Source organism: Flavobacterium frigidarium DSM 17623 (genome assembly GCF_000425505.1).
Classification (GTDB): domain Bacteria; phylum Bacteroidota; class Bacteroidia; order Flavobacteriales; family Flavobacteriaceae; genus Flavobacterium; species Flavobacterium frigidarium.
Genome location: NZ_AUDO01000004.1, coordinates 97309 through 117834, shown reverse-complemented (window position 1 = coordinate 117834; position 20526 = coordinate 97309). Strand labels below are relative to the sequence as shown.

Genomic DNA, 20526 nt, shown 5'->3' with positions numbered 1-20526 from the left:
TTTTTCGGTTAGAATAGCTAAGCAACCAAAATAAAAACCACCTGAGCAATAATCCCAATACTATACAGCCTAAAATTACTATGCTGTAAGTAATAATAGGATCAAAAGGGAGTGACGTTATTATTTTGTTGACATTCATATGGTCTAACAAAATTAAAGTAATGTTTGACCTTAAAAAATGATATTGGTCACCTTATTTATCTATTTCATAAAACCTCCAAAATTAACTGAGAATGGAGGTTTTTAATGGTTAGTGGAGAAAATGGATAGGTACTTGGAATAGGAATTCTTCTAGTGATTTACCCTTCTAAACAACTTTACTTCCCATATGTATCTAAAGTGCTTTAAATTTAAGATTATATTTTTATTGCATTTTAATACTAGTATGGAGTCCCAAAGACAAAGGTAAATAGCACGTATAATATGAAATAGCTTTAGCCATATAGACCTTTACGACTAATGATTTAACTTTTTAATTACCAGCTTCCATGGGTAAGTTCAACTCATTTATTCTGATATTTACCCTTTTCCATTTTGATTTATTTAGAGCAGTGGTATCAACAGCAGTTGTCCAATCGATAAGTGGTACTATTTTCAGGCGTTCTATAATACGTTCTCTATAGCCAAAAGCAAACCTACTGGCTTTCAGCTGGAACTCAATTGTTTGGTTTCCGTTTTCAATGTTTTTATAAATAACAGTTTGTGTTTTCCAGTCTCCTTCCCAAGTAAAAAAAGCCTTTCCTAAAGTGATGCCTCCTATAATTAAAAAAGTGATTACTATTGATTTGATAGTTCGTAATTTCCCAAACAAGTGCCCTATAATAATTACAAATGATGATGCCGCTGTAAATAACACTATAAAGTGTAAAATGGAGCTATTAATATATAGAGATGTATATCGGTTAAGTACTACTAACGCTGCGGTTAAAATAAATAGAATATAAATTAGGATGTGCTTCATTTTGTTTTATTTATTTGATTTTACTTAATACAAGTGATTTGGTGGCACTACCGACAGTGTGCGAATGTTTTTTATTTACGCAGTAACAATGCTTTATTATATTCATAATTCATTCGACCAATATTGAGAACTGAAATATCCTGAGGGCATTCTACTTCGCAAGCTTCTGTATTGGAGCAATTCCCAAAACCCATGGCGTCCATTTGGCTAACCATGCTAAGTACTCGATCTGCTGCTTCCAGTTTTCCTTGAGGAAGCTGAACGAGATGATTTATTTTTGCCGAAGTAAATAAAGCTGCACTAGAGTTTTTGCATGTGGCCACACAAGCGCCACAACCTATACAAGCAGCAGAGTCAAAAGCCGCTTCACTTGCTTCATAACTCACGGGTATACTATTAGCCTCTGGCGTTTGTCCAATTGCCGCCGAAATATAGCCTCCCGCTTCGATAATCGAGTCAAAAGATTTTCTATTTACTTTTAAATCTCTTAGAATGGGGAAAGCTGACGCACGGAATGGCTCCAAATAAATGGTGTCTCCATCCTTAAAACTTCGCATATGGAGCTGGCACGTTGTAGTGTGTGTCAAGGGACCATGTGCTCTACCATTTATCATGATACCGCATTGACCACAAATACCTTCGCGACAATCGTGATCAAATTCGATTACGCGCTCTCCACGTTGTATTAATGATTCATTTAGCATATCAAGCATTTCCAAAAAAGACATGTGTTCAGATACTTCACTTACCTCATATTCAATCATTTCTCCTTTTGAAGCAGCGTTCAACTGTCTCCATATTTTTAAGTGTAATTTCATGCTTTTTCTCTTTTCTTTTATTTATAACTTCTTACGCTTAGTTTGACAGCTTCAAACACCAAAGGTTCTTTGTGTAATTCCGGTGCTATATTTTTTCCTTTAAACTCCCATGCAGACACATAACAGAAGTTATCATCGTTACGCAATGCTTCACCTTCAGCCGTTTGAAATTCCTCTCTAAAGTGTGCCCCGCAAGATTCTTCTCTTTGTAATGCGTCGTAACACATCAATTCGGCAAGGGCTAAATAATCAGCTACTCGACCAGCCTTTTCGAGTTCACTATTTAAGGTGTCGTCTCCAGTGATTTTTAAATCTTTTTCGAATGAAATTCTTAATTGAGCAATATCGATAATGGCTTGTTCAAGGTTTTCTTTATTTCTGGATAAACCGCATTTGTCATATAATAACTTGCCTATTGTTTTATGGAAATAATCAGCAGAAAGGTGTCCATCAGTATTTAAAAATTGGGTCAACTGTTTTCTAACGGCATTTTCTGCTTCTATAAATGCGGGATCTTCAATCGTTGCTTTGGCATTTTTTAATTCGCCTGCCAAATAATCCGGAATGGTATAAGGGGCTATAAAATAGCCATCTACGCAAGACTGAAGTAAAGAGTTGGCACCAAGTCGATTGGCACCATGATCAGAGAAATTAGCTTCGCCCAGTGCAAATAAACCAGGTATTGTGGTCATTAAATTATAATCTACCCATAAACCGCCCATTGTAAAATGTGCCGCTGGCGAAATAAGCATTGGTTCTTTATAAGCATCGATGCCATTTATTTTCAAATACATAGTAAATAGATTGCTGTATTTGGCTTCGATAGCTTCTTTGCCTTGTTCTGCAATGGCTTTAGAAAAGTCAAGGCAAACGGCATTCTTCATTGGGCCAATTCCACAACCGGCATCAATTCGTTCTTTAGCCGCACGCGAGGCAATATCACGAGGTGCCAAATTACCAAAAGTAGGGTAGCGGCGTTCGAGATAATAATCCCGTTCTTCTTCTGGAATATCGTTTGGTCTTCGATCATCTCCCGCTTTTTTGGGAACCCAAATACGTCCATCATTTCGCAATGATTCCGACATTAAGGTTAATTTTGATTGTGTTGCTCCCACTTGAGGAAGACAGGTAGGATGAAACTGAATCCAGCTTACTCCAGCCATATAAGCTCCCTTTTTATGGGCACGCCAAATCGCAGAACTGTTGCATCCCATGGCAAGAGTAGAAAGGTAATATACTTTTCCATACCCGCCTGTTGCCAGCACGACAGCATCTGCTACGTGACGTTCTAAAGCACCCGTTTCAAGATTGCGAGCAATGATGCCTTTTGCTTTACCATCAATCACCACCAATTCTAACATTTCATGGCGCGTATGAGACTTTATTTTTCCTTTTCCTACTTGCCTCATGAACGCTTGGTAGGCACCCAACATTAGTTGTTGCCCCGTTTGCCCGCGAGCATAAAACGTTCGTGATACTTGAACACCTCCAAAAGAGCGGTTGTTGAGGTAGCCGCTATATTCTCTTGCAAAAGGAACTCCTTGTGCCACTGCTTGATCGATCAAATTTGCGGAACATTCTGCTAACCGATAGACATTTGCTTCGCGAGAGCGAAAATCGCCTCCTTTGATGGTATCATAAAACATGCGAAATACACTGTCTCCATCGTTTTTATAGTTTTTTGCAGCATTAACACCACCTTGAGCCGCCACTGAATGTGCACGTCTAGGCGAATCTTGAAAGCAAAAGGATTGTATGTTATACCCTTGCTCTGCCAAGGAGGCTGCACATGATGCCCCGGCAAGACCGGTGCCTACAACAATTACATTTAGTTTTTTACGGTGAGCAGGGTTTACAAGTTGCGCTTTTGCTTTGTAATTGCTCCATTTCTCATTGATTGCTCCCTCTGGTATTTTTGAATTCATCATGATATTTATTTTATAAAATGGATGTATAGCGGAATGGCCATAAAACCCAAAGTGATCAATAGTGTGTACATCCAACCAAAAACTTTCACGGCTTTTACGTATTTAGGATGATAAAGACCCAATGTACGTGAGGCACTAAAAAAGCCATGCAGTAAATGAAAGCCTAAAGCTAAAAATGAAACTTCATAGACCAGCACATACCAAAGTTGGTCATAGGTTGTAATAACAATAGTGTATAGATCTTTGTTGCCTGCAGCATCTAGTGGTAGATCTGTAAACATGTAAACATACCAGAAATCTTTAAAATGAATCACTAAGAAAATCAAAATGATAGTGCCTAATATTCCCATATTTCGACTGCTCCATGGACTTGACACTTTGCGTTTATCATAATAATAACTACTTGCATTTGCTTTTTTACTTTTTCGAGTAATTAGAAGTGCATATACAGCATGACTTATTAAGGAGAGGTACAAAACCCATGAGATTATTTTAATTAAGATATTTCCAGATAAGAGATGGGAGTACCAATTAAATTGTTCCTGAGCACGAGCTGCAGGTAACAATAGCTGCAGGTTTCCCAAAAGATGTATGACTAAAAAGAAGCACAAGAATAATCCCGTGGCAGCCATGATTAGTTTGTATTGAAGTGTGGTTGTTTTCATATTCTGTTTTTATAAATAGTGCTATCGGGAACTAATTTTCTTACCATAAACCAATTACTTTCCACCAAACGCCTCCGATTAAGAACCAAACCAATAGAAACAATACACTCATAAAAAAGCCTTGTTTCCACCAATCCTTTAAATCTACATAAGTGCTTCCAAAAAAGATAGGGGCAGGTCCATGCGCATAGTGTGTAATAGAGCCCATCAAAGTGGCACAAGCACCCAAAAATATTGCTAACATAGTTCCTGGAACTCCTACTGCAATACCTACTGCTAAAAACACAGAGTACATGGCAGCTACTTGTGCGGTGGCACTTGCAAACATATAGTGACAGTAAGAATACACGATTATTATAAGAGGGAAAGCCAATTGCCAACTTAGGCCAGAAAGCTCATTACCCACCAAATTACCAAACCACCCTACAAACCCCAATGAATTAAGATACGAGCCCATCATTACTAATGATGAAAACCACACGATAGTATCCCATGCACCTTTTTCTGATTTTACATCTTCCCACGTAAGAACGCTACTTAATAGCAAAATACAAAGTCCGATCAATGCTCCCGTAGTGGCATCAATAGAAAAAAGATTACCAAAGATCCAGAGTATCAGCAGGATAATAAAAGTAGCGACCATAAGCCATTCTTTGGTAGATATTGATCCCATTTCTAAAAGTTGCTTTGCTGCAATGGCAGGCGCTTCTTTCGTTTCTTTCAGTTCTGGCGGAAATACTTTATATAAAAATATAGGGACTAAAATAAAACAGATTAGCCCTGGTACGGCAGCAGCAATAGCCCAACTTCCCCAGGTAATTATAATTCCTTGATCAGCAGCAAACTTTTGTGCCATAGGATTACTCGCTGTAGCTGTTAAAAACATTACCGATGTAATCATATTGGCATTGTAACTACTTAAGGTTAAAAATGCACCAATTTTGCGATGCGTTTCTGGTTTTTCTGGTATCGAACCCATATTTACTGCAATAGATTTCATAATCGGAAAAATAACTCCACCAGCTCTTGCCGTGTTACTAGGTATGGCTGGAGCCAATATCAAGTCGGCAGTATTAAGACCGTAAGCTAATCCTAGCGGGCTTTTACCAAAGATCTTTATAAAGTTATAGGCAATTCGAGTTCCTAATCCCGTTTTTATAAAACCTCTAGCAATAAAAAAAGCCAAACCGATAAGCCAAATAGTCGAGTTACCAAAACCGCTGAGGGCATTTACGATTGAAGCTTTAGGATCGCCAGGAGCTAAGACCTGCGTTGTTGCACATAATGTCATTCCTATAACGGCCATTGTTCCCATTGATGCTGCTTTTGATATAATTCCAGCAATGGTTGCTACAAAAATGGCAAGTAAATGCCAAGCATTTGGTTGAACTCCTTCAGGAGCAGGAATGAACCAGATGGTCAGCCCAATAATCGTTGTTATCAGTAAGGACTTAAAATTAATCTCTTTCATGTTTTAGTTATCTATTAAAATCGTATTTGCAATTGAACGTAGGCTAGATTATGACTATTTGTTGTTGTTAATGGTACTTCTTTTTTATACCAATCTATTGATACTCCCATTTGTAATGCTGCATAATAATCGTCAGCAAATATTAAACTAAGATTAGGAATGATTGTTTGACGGGCATTGCTGTTCAATTTGTAATTGTCGTCTAAATATTCGTAGCGAGAAGAGAATTCTATCGCACGAATTCGCTTACTCTGTAAGTCATATTTGAGGGTAGGGAGAAAGTAAAACCCGTGCATATTGTAGTCTGATAAGGCTGATTTTATTATTACCGTGTCATCTGCAGTTGCAGCATTATACTCTAGGAAATTAGACCCTATTTTTGCTTCAGCCATAAGCAAAAGCTGAAATTTATTGGACAAGGGTAATCTAGCTGTTAAATCGACACCATAAGCATATCCTGTACCGCTGGTAGCGATGCTTCCTGTGGCGACATTTGCGCCTAGGGTGAAATTTTTGACTATATCAGTTTCTAATCTTAGGTACCCATTTTTGCCATTATTATCGTCACTCTTCTGGGTTTTATTATTACCATTATACACGCCCATAAAATAACGCAAATCACCTTTCTTGGTCAGATCTCCAAAGACGGACATCCCTATCTGAAAACTTTGCCATCCATTTTTACCGAAAGAGTAGTATTGATTTGAAAAATCTAGAGTTCGAATAACATCTACTGAGAGGGCATCTTCTACACCAAAAGCGGGACGAAATTGTCCTACCTGCACATGAAAATAGTTGCTTTGACTGTATTTGATATAGGCATTCTCTAAGACTTTATTGGTAGGGTTCCCACTGAAATCTGCTAGGTTCACTAATATATTTGCTGAAAAGTGATCATTAATATTGGCCTTAACCAGTATTCTGGCTCTTTTAACTGTAAAGGTGTTTGTAATAGCCGTTTCATCACTTGATATATAATTTTTACCGTCAATATCAGTATTATCAGTTAGTGAATATACATAGCGTGTTTGCATTACACCTCCAAAACTTAATGCTCTTTTATAGGTAGAGTAATTAGAAATGCTGTCTGTAGATGAGGTTCTATCTCGCTGTTGTGCCAATAAAAAATTAAAGTTGACTAATACCACAAGAAAGACAAAGGACAGTTTGTTTTTTAAATTCATATAATTTATTTTAAAGATGGTGAACGATTGCTACTACTTTTGAATGTCGGTCACCGCACGCATGAAGTCGGCAGTTGAAGTGTCAGATGCGGTTCCATAACCATCGACTATAGTTCCTTTTTCGTTAGTATCAGTTTCAATGGCATACATGATAGAATTATCATCTTGACTTGAATTCCCTTCAAATCGATAAAAATGAATGATTTTTATTTGATCAGGCATAAAATGTTGATCGGTTTTAAGCGAACTCAGAGTCTTTCCATTTACCTCAAATTGCGATGTAAATCCTAAATTATCGACATATGCTGCTATCGTTACTAAGCTATCCATGTTTACTTCGTTCATAATAATTTTGCTTTAGTAGTGGGTGTTCGGTTCTTATTTTTCTTTCTACAAGTGACAAAATTGGGCAAAGAACAGCGCATTCGAAATGACGTAGATCAGTCTTTGAAATTTTGCTTTCGATCATTGGTAAAATTTTAATTAAACCGATAAGACATAGGTTTAACGATTAAAGCAGCCTTGTTCAAATTGCCAATTTCTATTAATTACATGCTGCAACACTTTATTGCGTTCTATAACATTATTTGATTTCTTGATATAGATGTTGGCTCCTGCCTTTAGTATGTCTTCATCAAAAGAGGAAGCCTTGGAATCATACACTATTATAGAGAGATCTTTACTTTTTAAGTATTTTCTAATAGTTGCGATTTCTTTGGTACACTTTCGCACATTTTTATTTAAGTAAAAAAATAAAATAGGGGTATCCATATTAGGCATCTCCTTCAAATTTTGCAGACATGATTCTATATTTCGATATAAAGAAATGGGAGTTCTTGACCCCATATGTGTTAATGCTGTTTGAAAAACGGTTAATATTTCAGCATCTTCTTTGAGAAGAAGTCGGTGTACTGGGAGCGTTTTATGCGACATCATAGACTGTATTATTTGATAATGGCAAAGGAGCAATAAAAGCGCATCATTAGTCGTGATTAAAAACATGTAGCTTTATGATGTAAATCACTTTTTATAAATCAAAAGGATGTATCACCGAATTAAAAACCTTATTAAATTGAAAGAAAATACCCAAGTTATTTCTTTTTATATTAAAATAGAGGGTACATGCGAGTTATGCTGTTATTAAAGTCACCTAATTCCTTTACTGAGTTTAAATAGTCGTTCTTTATCCAGATCATCATAATTTGATCGATAATTAGATGAACAACGCCGCTCTTTTATATGCTCTTGTGCAAAATGCTTTGGATGGGATCATCACTATTGACGAAAACGGAATTGTAGAATCTATTAATCCCGCTGGTTGTATTCTATTTGAGTACCTAGAAGAAGAAGTTATAGGTCAAAATATAGCTATGCTGATGCCTTCAAACGATAAGGGAAAACATGATGGCTACCTAGGAGATTATAAAAACACAAGAAAGCCAAGTATAATAGGCACTGGTAGAGAACTGATAGGATTACGCAAAGGAGGGCAAGAATTTCCAATGAAACTGGGAGTCAGTGAGGTTCAATATTCAGGGAAAACAATGTATGCAGGATTTATACATGATCTCACCCAACAGAAAATTGATGAAGAACGATTTAAAAATTATGCCGCAGAGTTGGAGACATTAGTTGAAGTTAGGACCAAGTCGCTTAATGATACGATTTTTGCTTTAGAAAAAGCTAAAGAAAAAGTCAGCATTTCATTAGAAAAAGAAAAGGAACTTAGTAAATTAAAAAATAGATTTTTGTCGATGGCTTCACATGAATTTAGAACGCCACTAAGTACGGTGCAACTATCTGCTTCATTGATTGAAAAGTATGCAGAACCGTTTAAGAGCGGTCCCATAAGTAAACATGTGAGCAAAATTAAAAATTCGGTGATGAATTTGACTGCTATTCTTAATGATTTTCTTTATGTTGAAAAATTAGAAGTAGGTAAGATGATAGTTAGTATTACTAGTTTTGATTTGACTATGTTTTCTAAAGAATTAACCGAGGAGATGCAGTTATTGGCAAAAGCCAATCAAAAAATTAATTATAAGCATTTAGGTAACGAAACCATGGTGTCCTTAGATATCAATTTATTAAAAAATTGTGCGATTAATTTAATTACTAATTCCATCAAATATTCTGGTGATACATGTTGCATTAATTTAGTAACAGAAATTACAGATTCACACTGTACTTTATCTGTTCACGACAATGGCATAGGTATTCCGTTAGAGGAACAAAAATATTTATTTCAGGCCTTCTTTAGAGCACACAATACAGCTAGCATTCCCGGCACAGGCTTAGGCTTAAATATCGTTAATCGCTACGTTTCTTTGATGAATGGTACAGTTGAATTTAAAAGTAATACGCAGGATGGAACACTATTTACATTAAAATTTCCTTTATCATGAGCAAAGTATTAATTATAGAAGATCACAATGACATTAGAGAGAACGTTGTAGAAATACTTACTTTGAGCGGGTACACCGTTTTTCAAGCCAATAATGGTAAAGTAGGAGTAGAGTCTGCAATTTCTAACATGCCAGACATAATTTTATGTGATATTATGATGCCTGAGCTTGACGGCTACGGCGTTTTATATTTGCTTAATAAAAATCCAGCAACAAGCACAATTCCGTTTATATTTATTACAGCAAAGTCAGAGCGACCAGATTTAAGAAAAGCGATGGAAATGGGAGCAGACGATTACCTGACCAAACCATTTGATGATATTGAACTGTTGCAAGCAATAGAGAGCCGACTGAATAAAAAAAAAGTAGAACAAGAATTTTATAAAGATACTATTGGTACGAATGTAACGGGAAGTTCTAGTAAAGAGGGAATAGCTGAACTTAAAAAAATAATAGATACGCATGCTCGCAGACCTTTTAAAAAAAATCAAGTTATTCACTACGAAGGTGATCGTGCTGTTGGAATTTACCTTGTTATTTCAGGTAAGATTAAAACGGTAAAAATGGCTGAAGATGGTCGGGAGCTGATGACGGGTATTTATCAATGCAATGATTTTTTGGGAATTAATACCATTCTCTGTCATGCGACTTTTACAGATACAGCAACGGCAATTGAAGATAGCGAATTGTGTTTTTTTCCAAAAGAACAATTTGAAGAACTGATAAAATTGTATCCAGATGTAGCCGAGAAATTTATTAAAATTTTATCGAATGAAATTCGTTCAAAGGACACCCATTTATTATTGATAGCGTACCAATCTGTTCGAAAAAGAGTAGCAGAATCACTGCTTAAAATTTTCATCTTTGAAGATGAGGTTCAAGGTAACAGCATTAAAATAACGCGAGATGATCTTGCGGCCATGTCTGGTACAGCTCCAGAAACGGTCAGCAGAACTTTAACAGAATTTAGAAACGAAGGTTTGATCGAAAAAAAAGGAAGCTACATTGTAATTTTAGATTACAATAAAATTAGCAGAATGAAGAATTAAAATGGCTGCTAGCAGCTGAAAAGAAATCAGAAAATTCAACATCTTCAGCATTAAATTTAAGTCGAATAAAAGGTATTACATGATTGATGGTGATAGTGAAACGATCGAGAGTTCCTTTTGCGTATCCTTTACCCAGCAAAGCCGTCATTTCCTCATTATGTTTTTGGAACTCTTCAAGTACTTTGGCTCTCGTAGCATTTTCCCAGAATGTAATCCATAACTTTCTGAGCAGTAATTTGCTTCCCGTTGTACATGCTCTCGGTTTTGTACTCATTGATTTTCATTGCAAGAGACTCTAAGAACATATCAATAGATTTTGCATCTTCCTTAGTTCCTATTGCTCTTTCTAATTTTTGATCCCAACGTGAGATATCCCATTTACGTTTCGTAGATGTTTCTTTAGGTATCCCATCTACTGTAATTCTAAGATAAATGGTTCTAATTTTACTTTCATTGCGGGGAGGGGCAAAAAGATAACAAGCCCAAAACTGCTTTCTAACATAATTCAACTTTTAGGATTAATAAATGTAGAATTATAACGTCAAAAAATCAAGTCGTTAAGCACGTTAACCCCTGTGTGTATAAGGGTTTAACTCATATTCTGTGGCACATTTTCGAAAAACACAAATGTGCCACGATTCTGCCATAGAAACTTTGAGCGATTTTATAAATTTTGACAAAGTGGAGAAAATGAAAAAAGCCTGCAAATCGTTGGATTTGCAGGCTTAAAAATTTGTGGGGAGAGTAGGATTCGAACCTATTCGGCTGAACCCTTATCTATGCTACATTTCTCCAAATTTAAAACTTAATGTGCCACGATTTTGCCATAAAAAAAATTTAATCAATTTGATAGTTAAATGGTCATGTTATGAGGCGATTGACTTGATTTTAATGAACGTATTAATTCATGTATATCGAAATGCAAAGGTAGCGTAATTTCAAAAGGAATTGTACAAGCTAATAAAAAAATATTACATAGGCATTCTCAGTTATTAGGATTAACAAGAGAACTCATCAATGAGGTGAGAAATACAATTAAAATTATATGTGAGATTTCTTCTAATATTTAAGGATGCATGGAAATACAGATTGGTGGGATACTAAAACATAAATTACCCAAATAATAAAGTTTTAATTTAAATTATTCTGTTTAAGGGAGATAAATAAGAGTACATACCTTATTCCATATTTAACTTTTTTTATAAAACGAACAATCTTTCTGAGTCCGTCTATTATAGCGTGGTTATTTTTACTTTTTCTTAAAAATACTATTGGTATATCGTTATATTAGGGCGGGACATGAATGAAACAAAAAAAATACTAAGATTTAGTAGTGCTTTTTAAGTTTCCGTTAAAATCATACTTGTCACAAGCGTCAGATACTGCTTGTTGAAAAGCTTCATATTCTTCAAACGAAATCTCTTCATTTAAAAAAAGTTCAATTGCATCGTGAAGTTTTTCTTTAGCTTCTTCTATTTCGGGAATTTTGTCAAAATACTTAGAGTTATCCATAGTGCTGTTTTTGCACAAAATTAGAGGATATAAATAAATTTTAATCCTTTTTGAATGTTACAAATTAGAACATAATTTAAGTTAGACCATAGATTAAATATATGATTAAAAATATTTATCACCTATTTAATAAAATCCCTGATTATGATTTTATTTAGATGCTCTCTCCTGATTTTGGTGAAAATATATTTATTATGGAAATATAATATCTTCATTTTTTTTATACTTGGATATTTCCAACTAAGCTCAGTTTTGATATTTGAAATATTACTTATTGAATTGTACTCATCGCCTAAATTATTAGATCCAGTAACCACTACTATATATAACAATTGGAAACAATCAAAGCCAAAAACTAAGTTTAAAAGCATTTACAGATTAATATAATTCACTTTCACAGATTCAATATAATTACCGATTATACCAGTAAGCATGGGCAGTATTTTTGTCTTTTTTTTATTGAATATGAATAACGTTTCATCCTCTTCTATTTTATCATCTATCTGATCAACTGATGCTCTTACAGATTCAAGTATGTACTCGAATAGGCTTCTTTGGGATCTAACTATATGATCGTCAATCGCCTCTTGAGGTTCTATCTGTTCAAAAGGATATTGATATTGTGTAAGTTCCACTCTGTAGTGCAAAATACCTTCAAAGTATTTTACAAAATCTTCATCAGTTACTCCATTGTAATATTCATTTTTCATATTAATCTATTTTAAAGCCAACAATATTATCTTGGTATGGATATGCAAAATCCTTTATTTTATTATTTGTATCAAGCCAAGCTTTTTCATCTTCGCGATTAATAATTAGCGGCATCCTTTTTTTATGATTGTGAATGTATTCCATTAGCTCATTTGCTTGAGTGGTAATCATGGTATAGGTCTTCATCACGTCTCCATTAGCCGGGTTGGTCCAAAAACTATACAATCCAGCGAAAGCGAAAACCTCCTGTTCTTGAGAATAGATCTGATATCGCTCTTTTGATTTCCCTTTTTCATCTAGCCATCGCCACTCATAGAAAGAAGTTGCAATAATTAAACAACGATTGTTTGTCACATTCTTAAAGGAAGGTTTTTCTTCTACTGTTTCTATTCTGGCATTCAAAGTGTTCTTTCTAAATTCAATATCTTTTGACCAACTAGGAATAAGTCCCCATGAGTGATCAGTGGTAATTACATCAGGAGATGAGTTTGTTATAATTGGAATGTTGGGATGTGAAAAACCATTTATAAAAGTGCCTTCATGGTATGAGTCATACTCTTTTATCTCAGTATTGAACCGCGTCCTTGCCGCCAACAAATTCGCTTTTTGATCAACATCGTAACACATACCACTTGGATTGAATAATTTTAATTATTGCAGTTCGATTGAAGGTTGCCCTAATCACAAAAATAAAAAATTAATAGATATATAGTAAATGTGTAATCAACTTTATTTGTAAAAACTAAATTATCATTTTGGTTTTAAGGTCTTGAATAATTATATTTTATATAAAAGGAATTTTATCAGGCTTAAAGTTTCAATGGAGAGCTATGAAAAACTTGTCGTCAGAAAATAAATGTAGAAAATAAATATTTATTTCATTTTAGGAGATAATGGTTGAATTATCTGTTAATATAAAATAGTCGTCAATGGCTTGAAAGCAATTAATAAAGATTTGCCTCAAATCACTATGATCATTTTGGGCCATGTATGATATGAATTGCTTTTTATGAAAAACTATTCAATTACTTCTTTTAGAATTCAAGATTTATATACTTTTGTTTTTAGTTTTTATTGCCCTAACGTAATCATAGATGGGAATATGGCAAAAATACAAGTTTTAATTTTTCCTAAAGAAGTGGAAGCTCAGCAGTAACTTATAATGTTGTTTTCAGTGCTATCAGTTAAGAAACTTATATATCAATTATAGGTAGTTCTAAATGTTTGATTAAGAATTAAAAATCAGTATCACAAAGATTATAATCATTACTTGTAATAATTGCAATGAATGCAGTTGATAAAAGTAGCAATTCGTAACCGGAAGGATAAGCCCATTGATATAGGGGGAAAGAGGGAATTTTGCAAACTGGATATATTCGGATAACTAATCACTGTAATCTTAATCGGGAACTAAAATATTTAGTATGAAATTATTTTAAGCTAAATAGGAACTGAAATAAAAATAATAATTTCTTTTATATACGTTTTTGCGCATTTTTTTGATTATTTAATGCAAAAGTATTGTAAGAGATATTTTAATTTCATTCTTGCAATTGGACCAAAGGATTTATTAAATACACATGGGTTTTATTTATGAATCTTCTAATAATATTGTACAATAAAAACAAACTTGTAACTCCTCTTTTAGAATGGATCCATGATAAAGAATGTCAGGTCAGTAAAGAGGAGCAGAGGAGAAAAACTTAATTTATATAGCATAATTGGTCATAGGAATTATATCGATAAAATTAATTGAAATTAGCATTAGTATAGAATATCGAGAATTAATAACAGAAACTACGTTTTCAAGATGGAGGAAACAGCTAAATGTTTAGAAAAAAAATATTTTAACGTTAGTATTACTTTAAAAATTTTATTCAGATCAGTAATTAATTTCTGGCCGAAAATTAATTAAGAATGCTTTATTTCCTATGTATTGATTATTGATATAAATGTTTAATTTTGTGGAGTTTACATTTTTTATACCCTTCTAAAAATGAATAACTAATAATCTAATAACACTTTGTTTTTAGCTATGAAGTTAGACCAGGTACTAGGTTGTTTACCAGTAATCCCATAAAAGTTATCAAAGGTTTCACTAGCATTTGGTATAGTGCCCCGTGCATGCTGTTTCCAGTGATCATATACACATTGCATGTATGCCATTTCAGCACCTGCTGCTTGCATCTTTTGCAAAAATAGCTCCGGTGAAAGAGGCTCATAGCGGAATGGTTTGCCGACAATAGTTGTCATAAGTGCTGCAATTTCTTCGAATGTTTTTGCATCGTAGCTTAAACGATACGTTTTACCATTGTGCAGTTCGGGAACTGCTAGAGTCACTGCTGCAACTTGTGCTACATCATCAACATCAACCCAGCTTAATCGAGCATTATCAACGTAGGCGTTGATCACTCCATTTTGCGTTCCTTGTTGACTTCCATAGGTTACTACGTTTTGCATAAAATCTTGGGGGCGTAAATGGGTATATGAAAATCCATGCCATTCAATATACCTTTCTACGAGCTGATGCCATACCCAATGTCCAATTGTAGCATCGTCTGGACCGCAAGCTCCTAAATGGACTACGTGCTGGAGCCCAGCTTTCTTAGCATTATCTAATAAAACCTTGCTTTGGCGTAACATATCTACTGTATATCCCGTCACCATAAATAGACGATCAATCCCTTTCAAAGCTGCTTCATGTGTACTTGCGTCATCAAAATCTAGAATAACAGTTTTAATTCCCTTTTTAGAAAAAGGAATTGCTTTTTCTGCTGTGCGAACTGCAGCGATGACTTCGATGGAAGTGTCTGATAAAAGACATCGTAGCGTTTTACCACCTACTTGACCAGTCGCACCTGTAATCAATATTTTAGGAAGTATTGTATCAGACATAATTTTATTTTTATTTGGCAATTATCTAAATGCAAATGTATAAGAAGTTATATGTTAACTATATGATATAGGATAAGAAATTTAAGTATTAACAAATGCAATGCGATCAAGAAATGTTTTGTTAATTGGTTTGACTTGAAAGCGTACTACATTTTCATCTTTGTTGGCCCGAGCAATGTCGAGATCATCAATAGTTGATGAGATGACAAAAATTTGACAATGTCTTTTAACGTTTGGTGGTAGATGATTATAGGCTTCTAAAAATTCAAATCCTGACATAAGCGGCATGTAAATGTCGACAAAAATTATTTGAGGTAGAGTAGAAATTTTGTCATGATTATCTTGAAGAAACTGCAAAGCATCTTGTGCATTTGAGTATTTCATTACTTCTTGTCCAAAATTATTTTTAACTATAATTCGCGAAGCAATATAGAGATCTATGATATTATCGTCTATGAGCATTACTCTTTCAAATTTTTGATTTAATTCGTCTTTCATTTTCTTAAATTTTTTATAACAATTGTAAATGTAGTTCCAGTTCCTACTTCGGATTTTATCTTGATACTGCCCTGTAGTAGGTCTAGAGTATCCTTAACTATATACAGTCCTATTCCAGATCCGTCTTTAATTCCTGAAAGGCGAAAAAACATTTCAAATATTTTAGAATGATAGGCCGGATTTATTCCAATTCCATTATCCTCTATAGTAATGTGTAATGCTTCTTGATCGCATTGGCCAATTATCTTAATATACTTACTGGACTGTACTTCTTTCTGAAATTTAATTGCATTTGAAATAAGGTTAACAAGAACGGTGGTAAAGCGCATTTTATCGGAGTAAAAAGGATTTTTTTCAAGTATATTTACTTCGAAATCGATGCAGTTTGCTTCTTTTGTGTTTTGAAGCGACTTTATTATGTCCATGGTAGTATCCTGCAATTGAATTTTTTCAATATCTAAACCGGTACGGTTATTTCTAGAATAGCTAAGTATTTTTTTTATAAACTCATCTAAACGATTCACACTATTTCGAATCATAATAATATGTTCAAGGGTATCGGCCTCTTTACTCTCTTCTTCAATAAAAGAAATCAGCCCTAGAATGGAGGTAAGAGGCGAACGTAAATCGTGTGACACACTATAGACAAAACGATCCAGCTCGGTATTTGTCTTGATAAGATCTCTATTGGTATTTAATAATTCGTTTGCACGCTCCTCTTTTTCCAAATTTTGATATGCAAGTTCTTTGTTGGCAATTATTAATTCATTTGCTCGGTGTTCTTTTTCAATATTTTGCAAAGCAAGTTCCTCATTTTGCCTTTCTAGTTGTATTTTTGCTGTTTTTATTTCAGTTACATCATTTGATATGCCAAATAAATTACTAGGTTTTCCATCTTTATCGAACTCAAATTTTGACTCTGAAGCGATATGTTTTATTGTACCATCTTTTATAATGATTCTGAAATCAAGTGCGATGTTATTGGATGTATTATGCCATTGATTCAATATTGTAATCATAACATGATTGATATCCTCAGGATGGATAAAGGATAGCATACTAGAATAGGAATGTTGATTATTTTCAGAAGGAAGTCCATATATTTGACATGTTTCATCAGAACATAAAAATGTGCCTGTTTTAAGATTGAGTTCCCAACTCCCAAAATGAGCAATTGATTGCGCTTCTTTTAACCTAGACTCACTTCTTAGAAGGTTATCCTCTGCCTTTTTACGCTCAGTGATTTCATTCGATAAAATAAATTGTGCGGAGGCTCCTTGGAACATTATTTCTTGACAAATAATTTCAACAACAATCTGAGTGCCATCTTTTTTACAATGATTCCAAATTCCTTTATCATAGATTGCTTCACTATTTTGGAAAGATTTATTTGCTTTTATGTAACGCTCTTTATCTTCCTCAGGTCGTATATCAAGAGCAGTCATAGAAAGGAATTCCTCTCGACTGTAACCATATTTCTGTAAAGCAATTGGATTTACATCTAAAAATTTGAAGGAATGTAAATCGATTACCCACATGGGCATAGGATTATTTTCAAAAAGGTATCTATATTTTTTTTCACTTTCTTTTAGTTCATATTGTATTTTATTGTGCTCCGTTATGTCACGGGCAAAGAGAATTGTATTTCCATCTTTCATTATTTTGGCTGACAGTTCCACATCGATCGTACTATTATCTTTTCTTTTAATCCTCCTTTCACTTCGCAGTGTGCTCCCTTGTCTTAAGGCTTCAGTTTTCAAAGGATTTTCCTCAAGATCTTCTTTTACAAAAAGATCTTCAATTAAAAGCGCTGTAAACTCTCTTTTATTGTAGCCCAATTTATCGCATGCGTACTTATTTACTTCAATAATTTTATGCAAAGGGTCTATGATGCATATTGCATCGCTAGCTTGCTCTATAAGGGAAGTGTATAGTATTAAGTTATCCTCAATTTTTTTTCTGGATATAACTTGTTCAGTCACGTCATTGACAAAGAAAAGAATACCATCAATATTGTTATCCGTATCTCTATGAGCTTGATAAATAAAATTCAAGTAGGTATCTACAAGTTGTCCACTTCCATCGGGGTCAAATTTTACTAACATTTCATTTGCTGAAAAGGTTTCGCCAGTTTTATAAACAATATCTAAAAATTCAAAAATTCCTTGTGATTCTAGTTCAGGTAAAACTTCTTTTAAGGTTTTGCCAATAATATTTTGTTTACCTATCAATTGTAAGTACAGCTCATTGGCTAATTCATGTACATAATTGGGTCCCTTTAAAACACCCATGCATGATGGAGCCTGTAAAAATAAATCATGAAAGCGCTGCTTTTCAATATCAAACGCTTTTTCTAATTCTTTTTTTTCAGATATATCCTTTCCAATATAGTAGCTCAATTTTGAAGCTTCATCCCACACTGCAGACCAAAGCAAGGTAACAATATTTCCATTCTTATGTATTAGTCTGTTCTCAAAAATAGTTAAATGCATGCCAGATTTAATGTCAATATCTGCTTGTATAGCATTTTCAACATCCTCGTGAAAAAGATACTTCACGTATTTTTGCCCTAATAATTCCTCGGATTTATATCCCACAATAATTTCTGAGGCTCTATTTATTCGTTTTATTATCCCATGTTCATCATAAGATAAAATCAAATCTAAAGAAAAATCCAAAATCTTAGTAAGATCATTTAGTGTCTGTTGCAAATTAATATTATCCCTATCATTATTTTCAGTCACCCGTTTGTGCGGTGTTATATCGCGTATATTCATGGTGTTATTTTCATCTTCATTGTTATTATTAATTACTGCCAATTTTTTTTTAGCAGTCAACTACCTACACTATTTAAGAATTTATTTTATGCATAATTAAAATCCTTTCTATAGCGTTTATTGTATTATTTATTACATTGTTTTTCCATTATTTAGTAAGGTATAATCATTTTAAAATCATTCATTTTATACTTGATCGTACTCTATATTTTGCAATTTACCATTTCGGTTGTAGTATACCCTTATATGTCGATAGTGTGGTACTTGAACTAAAAGTGTTAAGGTATTCAAGTTTTAGTAGTTACTTTTAATTTCTGATTCTGAAATTGTCATTCCTTAAGCTTTATAAACTTATTGAAATCATCTTGTCTCCTCTTAGCTACAGGCAGATGAATTCCATTTGGAAACTCACAGAAATAACCATCTTTTTTTGAGATTTTGACGATGTGCCTAAGGTTAATTATGTACGAATGATGGATTCTAAAAAAGTAGTTATTATCTAGGATTTTAATATATTCACCTAAATTTCTACTAGAAACTATTTTCCTACCATCTAAAAGCATGAAATAAGTATATTTTCCATCAGCCTTGCAATAAATAATTTCTGACATGTGGATGAGTTCAACTTTGTCTAATGATGATATGGCCAAGTATTCATTAGTTTGATTAAAGGTGTTTAAAATATTAATTTCATTTATTTTTTGATTCTGATACGATCTTTCCATCTCAATTATTTTGATCGATTTATAAACAGATAATATGATCGAATTAAAATCTATTGGTTTTAAGATAAAGTCAACTGCATTTTGTTTGAAAGCTTCTATTGCAGAATGTTTATTATCCGATATGAAAATCAGCTTTGGGATATTAAACTCTAATTGTTCAAGCAATTCAAAAAACAGGTTTTCTTTTGTCATAATATCTAAGAATATTACGTCTGGCTTTTTTAATTGAATGATGCTGATTCCATCAATAATGGATTTGGCTTCCCCGATTATTTTAATAATCAAAAAGTTTTCCTCTTCAAATTTTTTTAAGATTTTTAGAGTGTCTTTTCCTTCGGTTATGATTATTGCATTAATAGGAGTCATAGGCTGGTATATAGATTTTAGAGGGGCTTATTGAAAATTAATTAGATAGGAAAAATAGTTTAATCACTGTGAATCAGTGTAATATAATTTATGGTGTGGAGTAAAATTCAAGGGATTAAAGTACTAGTTTAAAATTCTAAATAATTCGTGGTTAGATCAATTAAAAACAAAAGTAACAAGCGTGGCTACTTTAGTAATAGTCGTAATTAAAAACGAATAACTGTATTCGTAAAGATTTTATTTAAGTATTTTTAAGAGAAATTACTAAATGATGCTAGTTGATTTTAACTAATCATTCGCCGAATGTGATCATCTTAATAGTTTAAACCAAAATGAAAGTGTTTATTTAGAAATGTCTAAAGGAGATTATTCCCAAATTTATTAGAGGGGGAAACATATTAAATTTTGACATACCTATTATTAAGTCTTTGGGTCAATTACTATGCCGAACATTAGAAATATATTTTAATTTTAAGACTAACTATTTAAAATATAGCAGTATACTTTGAAATTAGAATTTAAAATGTTAAATCCTCATCTGTTTTCGGTCATTATTTCAAA

Annotated in this window: 19 protein-coding genes; 3 read left to right on the top strand and 16 right to left on the bottom strand. The window is 33.6% G+C overall.

Going from position 1 to position 20526, the window contains the following annotated elements; all coding sequences use genetic code 11:
- Window positions 1-472 precede the first annotated feature (472 nt).
- The 8 genes from H603_RS0102845 to H603_RS17035 form a co-directional block, all read right to left on the bottom strand.
- Entirely contained in the window at window positions 473-961 is a 489-nt protein-coding gene (locus H603_RS0102845) for a hypothetical protein (RefSeq protein WP_026707159.1), read from the bottom strand.
- Between the two features lie 71 nt (window positions 962-1032).
- Window positions 1033-1779 carry a succinate dehydrogenase/fumarate reductase iron-sulfur subunit gene (locus tag H603_RS0102840; RefSeq protein WP_026707158.1) on the bottom strand — a complete coding sequence of 249 codons (747 nt, stop codon included), beginning with the start codon at window positions 1777-1779 and terminating at the stop codon, window positions 1033-1035.
- 17 nt (window positions 1780-1796) lie between these two features.
- Window positions 1797-3710, bottom strand: coding sequence for a fumarate reductase/succinate dehydrogenase flavoprotein subunit (locus tag H603_RS0102835; RefSeq protein WP_026707157.1), 1914 nt, complete (start codon window positions 3708-3710; stop codon window positions 1797-1799).
- A gap of 2 nt (window positions 3711-3712) precedes the next feature.
- Window positions 3713-4372 carry a succinate dehydrogenase cytochrome b subunit gene (locus H603_RS0102830; RefSeq protein ID WP_026707156.1) on the bottom strand — a complete coding sequence of 220 codons (660 nt, stop codon included), beginning with the start codon at window positions 4370-4372 and terminating at the stop codon, window positions 3713-3715.
- A gap of 40 nt (window positions 4373-4412) precedes the next feature.
- Window positions 4413-5843, bottom strand: a complete 1431-nt coding sequence (locus H603_RS0102825; protein WP_026707155.1) for an anion permease — start codon at window positions 5841-5843, stop codon at window positions 4413-4415.
- Window positions 5844-5857: 14 nt separating this feature from the next.
- Window positions 5858-7027 carry a porin gene (locus H603_RS0102820; protein WP_051219120.1) on the bottom strand — a complete coding sequence of 390 codons (1170 nt, stop codon included), beginning with the start codon at window positions 7025-7027 and terminating at the stop codon, window positions 5858-5860.
- A gap of 33 nt (window positions 7028-7060) precedes the next feature.
- Entirely contained in the window at window positions 7061-7372 is a 312-nt protein-coding gene (locus tag H603_RS0102815) for a hypothetical protein (protein WP_051219118.1), read from the bottom strand.
- Between the two features lie 159 nt (window positions 7373-7531).
- A complete protein-coding gene (locus tag H603_RS17035; RefSeq protein WP_157510385.1) occupies window positions 7532-7960 on the bottom strand; it encodes a hypothetical protein in 429 nt (142 codons plus the stop codon).
- A 284-nt stretch (window positions 7961-8244) separates the two neighbouring features.
- On the opposite strand from H603_RS17035, the gene H603_RS0102805 reads away from it, so the two are divergent.
- Both H603_RS0102805 and H603_RS0102800 read left to right on the top strand, forming a co-directional pair.
- On the top strand, window positions 8245-9432 hold the full coding sequence (locus H603_RS0102805) for a PAS domain-containing sensor histidine kinase (RefSeq protein ID WP_026707152.1): 1188 nt from the start codon (window positions 8245-8247) through the stop codon (window positions 9430-9432).
- Entirely contained in the window at window positions 9429-10481 is a 1053-nt protein-coding gene (locus H603_RS0102800; protein WP_026707151.1) for a response regulator, read from the top strand. Before H603_RS0102805 ends, H603_RS0102800 begins: the two co-directional genes overlap by 4 nt.
- Window positions 10482-10654: 173 nt before the next feature.
- Here the strand turns inward: H603_RS0102800 and H603_RS17515 are convergent, their stop codons facing one another.
- The 4 genes from H603_RS17515 to H603_RS0102770 form a co-directional block, all read right to left on the bottom strand.
- Window positions 10655-10990, bottom strand: a complete 336-nt coding sequence (locus H603_RS17515) for an Arm DNA-binding domain-containing protein (protein ID WP_026707150.1) — start codon at window positions 10988-10990, stop codon at window positions 10655-10657.
- Between the two features lie 811 nt (window positions 10991-11801).
- A complete protein-coding gene (locus tag H603_RS0102785; RefSeq protein ID WP_026707149.1) occupies window positions 11802-11993 on the bottom strand; it encodes a hypothetical protein in 192 nt (63 codons plus the stop codon).
- Window positions 11994-12364: 371 nt separating this feature from the next.
- A complete protein-coding gene (locus tag H603_RS0102775; RefSeq protein WP_026707147.1) occupies window positions 12365-12703 on the bottom strand; it encodes a hypothetical protein in 339 nt (112 codons plus the stop codon).
- A gap of 1 nt (window position 12704) precedes the next feature.
- Window positions 12705-13331: an SOS response-associated peptidase gene (locus H603_RS0102770; RefSeq protein WP_026707146.1), complete on the bottom strand. Its 627-nt coding sequence runs from the start codon at window positions 13329-13331 to the stop codon at window positions 12705-12707.
- Window positions 13332-13713: 382 nt separating this feature from the next.
- Between H603_RS0102770 and H603_RS17415 the strand changes: the two genes are divergently transcribed.
- Window positions 13714-13860: a hypothetical protein gene (locus H603_RS17415; RefSeq protein WP_157510384.1), complete on the top strand. Its 147-nt coding sequence runs from the start codon at window positions 13714-13716 to the stop codon at window positions 13858-13860.
- An 848-nt stretch (window positions 13861-14708) separates the two neighbouring features.
- Here the strand turns inward: H603_RS17415 and H603_RS0102760 are convergent.
- From H603_RS0102760 to H603_RS0102745, 4 genes are all read right to left on the bottom strand, one after another.
- Window positions 14709-15599, bottom strand: coding sequence for an SDR family oxidoreductase (locus tag H603_RS0102760; protein ID WP_026707145.1), 891 nt, complete (start codon window positions 15597-15599; stop codon window positions 14709-14711).
- Window positions 15600-15680: 81 nt separating this feature from the next.
- Window positions 15681-16097, bottom strand: coding sequence for a response regulator (locus tag H603_RS0102755; RefSeq protein WP_026707144.1), 417 nt, complete (start codon window positions 16095-16097; stop codon window positions 15681-15683).
- Window positions 16094-18934: a PAS domain S-box protein gene (locus H603_RS17030; RefSeq protein WP_051219115.1), complete on the bottom strand. Its 2841-nt coding sequence runs from the start codon at window positions 18932-18934 to the stop codon at window positions 16094-16096. The genes H603_RS0102755 and H603_RS17030 overlap by 4 nt, the downstream gene beginning before the upstream one ends.
- Before the next feature lie 269 nt (window positions 18935-19203).
- Window positions 19204-19965 carry a LytR/AlgR family response regulator transcription factor gene (locus H603_RS0102745; RefSeq protein WP_026707143.1) on the bottom strand — a complete coding sequence of 254 codons (762 nt, stop codon included), beginning with the start codon at window positions 19963-19965 and terminating at the stop codon, window positions 19204-19206.
- Window positions 19966-20526 lie beyond the last annotated feature (561 nt).